Below are 7,878 nucleotides of genomic sequence, written 5' to 3' on the forward strand. Positions count from 1 at the left end.
ATTCCTTAGACAACGATTTTGCAGAACGGTATTGTTCCGACATTGCCTTTACACAGTACAGCTTAAATTCAAAACTGTGCTTCTTTTTCTTTATCATAACAATGCCCCCAGAAAGTGTCTAACTTTTTGGGGGCACTGTATACCCGGCAGGATTTTGTTTTATACAGCTATTGCTTTTCAAAATACTGCTATTCTTAATTTATTTGCAATTTATTATTACAATTAGCGCATCTGCTTGTTATAATTCTTATGCCAGTAATAAGAACACCAAAGTCAGACATGGGGCATGGAACAGACATGAGTGCTGTTCTTGACAACATGGCTGATGCCTTTTTTCTTTTAGATCGTGAATATCATTTTCTTTATTTAAATCATAAAGCAGAAGATTTTTTAGGCTCTGGGAAAGAACAGGTTGTGGGCCATCTTATCTGGGATTTTTTTCCTGATGACCGCAATTCAAAATTGTCCCAGATACTGATAAGGGCATTTTCAGAAAAAGATAAGGTTTCAGATCATTTTTTTTCAACGATCCATTTCAGGTGGTACAGAATTACCGGATATTCTTCTGATAAAGGAATAGCTATTCTCCTATCGGATATACACGAGGAAAAACTGGCCGAACTGGATCTTTTGGAGAGCAGGCAGCTTATTTACCAGATAGCAGAATCTACACCTGATATTCTGACCGTCTTCAATATCAATACGCAGCGGTATGAATATGTGAATAAACAGGTTTTCTCTCTTTTAGGATATAAACCCGAAGATCTGAGGCGTATGAGCCGTAACAGCATTCTCAACCGGATTCACCCCTCCGATGTTAATGAGTTTAGGGAATACCATGAAGAACGGTTTTTAAATGCGAAGGATGACGAAATTTTGGAATCCTGTTACCGGATCCTGAATGCCAATAGTTTTTGGAGATGGCTGCTGATCCGGGGTAAGGTTTTTAAACGGGATAAGAATGGGAAAGTATCCCATTTTATAGCTATTACACAGGATATTACCGAAAAAAAGGAGGTAGAAGAGCGTCAGCAGGGTAATCAGTTATTGCAAACTACCATTGAAAAAAAGGAAGAGTTTGTTAGTGTATCTTCTCACGAACTAAAAACACCGATTACGGCAATAAAAGCTTCCATTCAGATTATTAAAAGGCAGCTCGAAAACCAGGTGGATGAAAAATCGCTGTTGGTATTTGTGGGAAAGGCATATCAGCAGGTTGATAAATTAATAGATTTAATTAATGATGTGTTTGAAACGGCAAAAGTCTATACCGGAAAGATGCACTTGAACATGCGCACTTTTAGTATTGACGAATTAATAACCGATGCAAAATCGCTTCTGCCCGAAAATCAGCGAATCATAGTGCGAAGTAATTACACCGGCCTGCTTACTGCCGATAAAAATAAAATAGAGCAGGTGATTGTTAATTACCTCACCAATGCGGTTAAATATTCCCCTCCGGGAAAAGAAGTGTTTTTAGATGTAAATGTAGAGGGTCGGTTTTTAAAATTTTCCGTTACAGATTTTGGCATTGGAATTCCTGAAGATAAAATTGATAAGGTTTTTGATCGTTTTTTCAGAATTGGTGATCAAACAGCCCAATCCACGGGCCTGGGTTTAGGATTATACATTTCTGCAGAAATAATTAAGCGGCATTTCGGAGTGTACGGAGTAAAAAGCGAGGAAGGTCAGGGGTCTACATTCTGGTTTAAAATTCCTTATCAGCGCCCCAGATAATTTATTAACAGTAGTACGAAAGCACTCTTTAAAGAAGGTGTTTTTGAAGCTTTTTTATTTGTATAATTTACTGTAGATTAGATACATCTAGAAAAGAATAATGCTCATCAAAACGTATGGTAGTGCTGTTTATGGTATAGAAGCTACTCCAATTACTATCGAAGTTAATATAAGCGCAGGTACAAAATACTTTATTGTAGGCCTTCCGGATAATGCGGTTAAGGAAAGCTTGCAGCGGGTAGAAAGTGCCATTCAAAATTCGGGGTATAGAATGCCCCGGCAAAAAATTGTGGTAAATCTGGCTCCTGCCGATATAAGAAAGGAAGGTTCTTCATACGATCTTGCTATTGCTATAGGTATTCTTGCAGCTTCCGGGCAGATCGAACCTGAAGGTCTGGATAAGTATTTGATCATGGGAGAATTGTCCCTGGACGGGGGAATTCAGCCCATAAAAGGTGCCCTGCCGATTGCAATACAAGCACGTCAGGAAGGGTTCAAGGGTTTAATTCTTCCCCGGGTAAACGCAAGGGAAGCAGCCATTGTAAATGACTTGGAAGTGTATGGGATAAGTAATATCAGTGAAGTAATTGGCTTTTTTAACGGGACTGAAAAACTTCCCGCTGTAAAAGTAAATACGCGGGAAGAATTTTTGAATAACATAAATAATTACGAAAGCGATTTCTCGGATGTTAAAGGCCAGGAAAATATTAAGCGTGCATTAGAGATAGCTGCAGCAGGTGGGCATAACGTGATTTTGATTGGCCCGCCTGGTGCCGGAAAAACAATGCTTGCAAAGCGTTTGCCCACCATCCTTCCTCCTCTTAATCTGTATGAAGCTTTAGAAACCACTAAAATTCATTCGGTAGCCGGAAAGATGTCAGCTTCAGATTCGCTGATGACGGTGAGGCCGTTCCGGCAGCCGCACCACACAATAAGCGATGTTGCCCTTGTTGGAGGCGGTGTTCACCCGCAGCCGGGAGAAATTTCACTGGCACATAACGGCGTTTTATTCCTGGATGAACTGCCCGAATTTAAACGAACTGTCCTCGAAGTAATGCGGCAGCCGCTGGAAGAACGTCGTGTAACTATATCGAGGGCTAAATTTACCGTTGACTATCCCTCCAGCTTTATGCTAATTGCTTCCATGAATCCCTGCCCCTGCGGCTTTTACAACCATCCTGAAAAAGAATGCGTTTGTGCCCCTGGCGTTGTACAAAGATATTTGAATAAAATTTCCGGACCGCTTTTAGACAGGATTGATCTTCATGTAGAAGTTACGCCGGTCCATTTTAATGAATTATCATCTGACCGGCCTGGGGAAAAAAGTGAGCTGATCCGCGAACGGGTAATCCGGGCAAGAGGAATTCAAACCAGAAGATTCGGGGAGAAAAAGGAAGTTTATAGCAATGCCCAAATGAGCTCCAAAATGGTTCGTGATATTTGCCTGATCAATGATGCAGGGCAATTATTACTGAAACGGGCGATGGAAAAGTTAGGATTATCTGCCCGGGCATACGATCGCATTTTAAAAGTTTCAAGAACCATTGCTGATCTTGCGGGAAGTGAAGAAATCCAGATGGAACATCTGGCAGAGGCAATTCACTACCGAAGCCTTGACAGAGAAGGCTGGTCAGGGTAAAGGCTGCAAAGTCAAAGAAATGCAATAAACGAGCAAAAGAACATCTGGCTTTTTTATTATTTCGTTAATATTAGAAAAGGAAGAGACATGAATTCATTAAACTATTTTTTATGCTTTTTGATTTCGGGAATATTTATAAGCTGTAATACTTCAGGACAGTCAAAAAACAGCAAAAAGGATCATAAAGTAAATTTATCGGCCACTCCCGGAAAAGCTGTCGCGGCCTTTGCTGAAGGTTGCTTTTGGTGTTCTGAACATATTTTTGAAGAGCTGGCAGGAGTGGATTCTGCAGTTTCGGGATATGCAGGCGGAACTACTAAAAATCCAACTTATGAGCAGGTCTGCTCAGAAACCACGGGTCATGCTGAAACGGTGTTAGTGTATTACAATCCTAAAGTAATTTCCTATTCTGATCTATTAGATGCCTTTTTCACTTCACATGATCCAACTACATTGAACCGGCAGGGGCCGGATGAGGGAACTTCCTATCGCTCGGCAATATTTTATAACAACGAGCAGGAGCATGAGTTGGCTAAGCAGGCTGTTCGCAAGTGGACCCCATCTTTTAAAAATCCAATTGTTACTGAAATTGCTCCGTTAAAAGCATTTTACCGTGCCGAAGAATATCATCAGAACTATACTGCATACAACCCCAGCAGTCCCTACATTCAAAATGTTTCCATGCCACGGTTTCAAAAGTTTAAACGGGAATGTAAATTGAAAATGAAGAAGTAATTGTTCAGAAATTTGTAATTAATAAACTAATAAGGTTTTTAAAACCTTATTAGTTTTGGCACTTCCTTGTACCGCTCTTTTTCCAACGATTCCCTGTGCCGAAAAAGTAAAGGTATTAATACGTATTTAACCACATTACGATACTTCCCAATACAGTAGCTTTATTAGCGTCATTAATAACGTCTTCGTGGCCGGCATTATCTACCAGCAGTAAATTGTTGGGTATCTTAAATTGGTCCAGTTTTGTTTTTAAGTCTATTGCCTGCTGAACGGGAACAATAACATCGTCTTTTCCATGGATTAACAATGTTGGTTTACTTTTTTCACAGGCATAAGTTATTGGGCTGGCTTTCTTATAAATTTGAGGGCTTTGTTCTATTGTAGTTCCTAAAAACCATGCTGTAACTATTTTCTGGTTATCTAAAACATTCCGGCTATCGGTAAGATTTGTAGGCCCCGCTATAGAAACTACCGTTTTTACTTTATTATCCTGATTGTAAACATAGGTATACAGAAGGCCCAAATGCCCCCCGGAGCTTGCACCGACTAAAGCAAATTTATCGGAAGAAATGTTCCATTCAGCAGCTTTTCCCGAGATAAAGTTAAGCGCTTTTTTAATGTCGTTTACCTGAGCGGGATGGATGTTGTTTTCGGGAGTATTTGTAAGGCGGTAATTTATATTGGCTACTGCAAAACCCTGGCTCTGGAAAAATTTAGCATATTGGGTATAATCGCTTTTATCTCCCTGAAACCAGAATCCGCCGTGGATTAAAACAACTACTTTGGTTTCAAGTGTATGGTTAGCCGGCAGATAAAGATCAAATGTTTGCAGCATATTCTCTCCATAAGCTACATTCAGAAATTCTTTTTCCTGTAAGGGTTGTTCCTCCGTTAGAGTTGTTTCTTTACAGGATGCGGTTACCAGGATAATCATTAGAAAACCTAAAAAGGTTTTAAGGGGGTTTTTCATAAGGCAATAAGATTTTGATTCTAAATATAGAATTTTCTGTGACAAAAAAGTGTGCATAATCGTTTCAAATTGAGGGAAAATGATATACAAAATTCACTTAAGCAAGGTTAAAATTGTTGTTAACTTTGAACCTAATGGATTATCAGGTTTTTACCCTTCCTAATGGAATACGTTTACTGTTTAAAAGTACATCATCTTCAATTTCTCACGCTTGTATCATCGTCAATTCGGGTTCAAGAGACGAGCCATCCGGACAGGATGGACTAGCACATTTTATCGAACACCTGCTGTTTAAACGTACCGAAAGAAGAAATACTAATCAGATTTTAAACCGCCTTGAAATGGTTGGCGGCGATTTAAATGCCTATACAACCAAAGAATATACCTGCATACATGCCTCTTTCTTAAATCCTTATCTCGACCGTACACTTGATCTTTTTGAAGATCTTGTTTTTCATTCTGTGTTTCCCGAGGAAGAACTAAAGAAAGAGCAAAGTGTCATACTGGATGAAATTGCATCTTATCTGGATCAGCCTGAAGAAGCGGTAAATGATGATTTTGAAGAATTGCTGTTTCAGGGGCATCCTTTGGGCAGAAATATTCTTGGAACTGAAGAGAGTGTTAAATCGCTTAGTAAAGCAGATATTCTGAGCTTTATTAAAACTAATTACAACACGTCAGAAATAGTAATCGGGGTACTGGGTAATTATGATTTTAATAAAATTATTAAAAGTTTCCAGAAGATTTATGAGCCAATTCCGGCAAACAATGTAATAAAGAAAAGAAGCTCTCCGGATCATTATTCTCCGGTTAATTCCAGCATAAAAAAGCAAATATCGCAGGCTCATGTTGTTTTGGGAAACAGGGCGTATTCTATTCATCATCCTGATAAAACTGCTTTGCTTTTGCTTAATAATCACTTAGGCGGTAACGGAATGAGTTCGAGGTTAAATTTACAGGTGCGGGAGAAATATGGAATAGCCTATACGATTGAATCAAATTATATCCCAGTAAGCGATACTGGGATTTTCTCCATTTATTTTGGCACCGAAGCCGATAAAACAGGAAAAGCGCTGAAACTTATTCATAAGGAATTACGGATGCTTCGTGAAAAGAAGTTAGGTGCCGGTCAGCTTCAACAGGCTAAACAAAAATTTATAGGGCAAATTGCTTTAGGAGAAGAAAACCGTATGGGATTGCTTATATCAATGACCAAGAGCCTGCTTGATTATAATCGTGTGGATAGCCTGGAAGAAGTTTTCGCTAAAATCAATGCAGTAACTGCAGAACAGCTTTTACAAATATCCAATGAAGTATTTGAGCCTTCTAAACTCAGTTCACTCCTGTTTGAGCCAGAGGAGGAATAACCTGCTATTAAAAACTTACTTAAAAGAGAGATAATTGTATTTTTGCACTATGAAATTACCTATAATAGCTTATGGCGATCCGGTACTTCGCAAAAAAGCGGCCGACATAACTGCAGAATATCCGAATCTGAAGGAGTTGATTGAGAATATGTTCGAAACAATGTATGCTGCAAATGGCGTTGGACTGGCAGCTCCGCAAGTTGGACTCTCTATCCGCCTTTTTGTTATAGACGCTACTCCTTTTCATGAAGATGAGGAAGCATTAAAGGACTTTAAAAAAGTTTTTATTAATGCCCAGGTGTTAAATGAAGAAGGAGAAAAATGGAATTTTAATGAAGGATGTCTCAGCATTCCTGATATTCGTGAAGATATTAGCCGATGCCAGCAGGTAACAATTTCTTACTTTGACGAAAACTGGGAGCAACATACAGAAACCTATACCGGCCTTGCTGCACGGGTAATTCAGCATGAGTACGATCACATAGAAGGTAAACTGTTTACAGATAAACTAAGCCCCCTGCGAAAGGCGATGCTTAAAACGAAGTTAGACAATGTTTCTAAGGGCATGGTTAAGGTTGATTACAAAATGAAATTTCCGGCTCAAAAAAAGAAGCGTTAATCGCTGCTTTCGTTCCTGCTTTTATCTCCTTTCATAATCTGCTGAATAAATGCCCCCCATTTAAAAGGATCAAGCAAAGGGTTTGCCCCACGTTGATTGATAGTTTTATTGGAAAGTGAGATATGGTTATTCTGAAAGTTTAATCCCTGTATCTCCTGCCCGTCGCGGGGCAATGTTTTCGCCATAGCCAGGATACTGGATTTTGCTACATTTTTTTTCGCTATTTCAAGATCGTCGTCGGCTACTTTCATTGACATGAAATCTTTATTAAACTCATCTACACTGGCCCACGGGAATACCCTCACCATTGGAAGATTAATAGATTCCATCTGCATTTTTACAATTACCGTGTATTTCTTTTCAGGTAACTGAGCCGGTATTACCAATGCTTCTTTTCTGTATCCTACAGCAGAGAACACAATCGTATCGCCTTCATGGGCTACAAAAGAGAAGTACCCCTGGTAATTGGCAGAGTAGTTCTGCTTGTTAGATCTGTTTACAACATTTACATAGGGAACAACGGTATTTGTATCCTTATTATAGATCACGCCGGAAAACTGCACAATTCCCTTCTCCTGCGCAAAGCTGGTTTGCAGAGATCCAAAAACAACTACTACCACAATAAATAACAGAAATCTCATTATTGTAAAACTATCAAAAATTGTGCTATAACGGTGTTAAAATCTGTTAAAATAAAAAAAGCGGCTGCTATTCTGGACTGCCCCCAAAAGTTTGGACGAATTTAGTTATTAGATTTGTAATAATGAGCTCGATATTCCATCGGGCTCATTCCATTTAAATTCAGTTTTAT

General features: G+C 39.2%; 7 protein-coding genes. 5 read left to right on the top strand and 2 right to left on the bottom strand.

The features are described 5' to 3' along the window. Nucleotides 1-249 precede the first annotated feature (249 nt). From ACLCDL_RS17680 to msrA, 3 genes are all read left to right on the top strand, one after another. Nucleotides 250-1,737 carry a sensor histidine kinase gene (locus tag ACLCDL_RS17680; RefSeq protein ID WP_423149744.1) on the top strand — a complete coding sequence of 496 codons (1,488 nt, stop codon included), beginning with the start codon at nucleotides 250-252 and terminating at the stop codon, nucleotides 1,735-1,737. A gap of 100 nt (nucleotides 1,738-1,837) precedes the next feature. Next, nucleotides 1,838-3,376 (top strand): YifB family Mg chelatase-like AAA ATPase, encoded by a 1,539-nt coding sequence (locus ACLCDL_RS17685; RefSeq protein ID WP_423149745.1) that lies wholly within the window; start codon nucleotides 1,838-1,840, stop codon nucleotides 3,374-3,376. Nucleotides 3,377-3,463: 87 nt separating this feature from the next. Further along, the gene (msrA, locus tag ACLCDL_RS17690; RefSeq protein WP_423149746.1) at nucleotides 3,464-4,111 is read left to right on the top strand and encodes a peptide-methionine (S)-S-oxide reductase MsrA; all 648 of its coding nucleotides are present in this window, start codon (nucleotides 3,464-3,466) and stop codon (nucleotides 4,109-4,111) included. Between the two features lie 115 nt (nucleotides 4,112-4,226). Here msrA and ACLCDL_RS17695 read toward each other — a convergent pair whose 3' ends face one another. Beyond that, entirely contained in the window at nucleotides 4,227-5,081 is an 855-nt protein-coding gene (locus ACLCDL_RS17695) for a prolyl oligopeptidase family serine peptidase (RefSeq protein WP_423149747.1), read from the bottom strand. Between the two features lie 134 nt (nucleotides 5,082-5,215). Between ACLCDL_RS17695 and ACLCDL_RS17700 the strand changes: the two genes are divergently transcribed. Together ACLCDL_RS17700 and def are read left to right on the top strand one after the other, a co-directional pair. Continuing rightward, nucleotides 5,216-6,448 carry a M16 family metallopeptidase gene (locus tag ACLCDL_RS17700; protein ID WP_423149748.1) on the top strand — a complete coding sequence of 411 codons (1,233 nt, stop codon included), beginning with the start codon at nucleotides 5,216-5,218 and terminating at the stop codon, nucleotides 6,446-6,448. 49 nt (nucleotides 6,449-6,497) lie between these two features. Next, on the top strand, nucleotides 6,498-7,067 hold the full coding sequence (gene def / locus ACLCDL_RS17705) for a peptide deformylase (protein WP_423149749.1): 570 nt from the start codon (nucleotides 6,498-6,500) through the stop codon (nucleotides 7,065-7,067). Here def and ACLCDL_RS17710 read toward each other — a convergent pair. Next, nucleotides 7,064-7,708 carry a carboxypeptidase-like regulatory domain-containing protein gene (locus ACLCDL_RS17710; protein WP_423149750.1) on the bottom strand — a complete coding sequence of 215 codons (645 nt, stop codon included), beginning with the start codon at nucleotides 7,706-7,708 and terminating at the stop codon, nucleotides 7,064-7,066. The two genes, def and ACLCDL_RS17710, sit on opposite strands and share 4 nt — an antisense overlap. Nucleotides 7,709-7,878: the final 170 nt, after the last annotated feature.

Origin of the sequence: Rubrilithobacter danxiaensis (genome assembly GCF_047272945.1) — a bacterium.
Lineage (GTDB): Bacteria > Bacteroidota > Bacteroidia > Sphingobacteriales > Sphingobacteriaceae > Rubrolithibacter > Rubrolithibacter danxiaensis.

Bases quoted from the DNA above. Each gene is read 5' to 3' on its own strand.
- def (WP_423149749.1), top strand. From the start codon at position 6,498: ATGAAATTACCTATAATAGCTTATGGCGATCCGGTACTTCGCAAAAAA.
- ACLCDL_RS17710 (WP_423149750.1), bottom strand. From the start codon at position 7,708: ATGAGATTTCTGTTATTTATTGTGGTAGTAGTTGTTTTTGGATCTCTG.
- msrA (WP_423149746.1), top strand. From the start codon at position 3,464: ATGAATTCATTAAACTATTTTTTATGCTTTTTGATTTCGGGAATATTT.
- ACLCDL_RS17700 (WP_423149748.1), top strand. From the start codon at position 5,216: ATGGATTATCAGGTTTTTACCCTTCCTAATGGAATACGTTTACTGTTT.
- ACLCDL_RS17680 (WP_423149744.1), top strand. From the start codon at position 250: ATGCCAGTAATAAGAACACCAAAGTCAGACATGGGGCATGGAACAGAC.
- ACLCDL_RS17695 (WP_423149747.1), bottom strand. From the start codon at position 5,081: ATGAAAAACCCCCTTAAAACCTTTTTAGGTTTTCTAATGATTATCCTG.
- ACLCDL_RS17685 (WP_423149745.1), top strand. From the start codon at position 1,838: ATGCTCATCAAAACGTATGGTAGTGCTGTTTATGGTATAGAAGCTACT.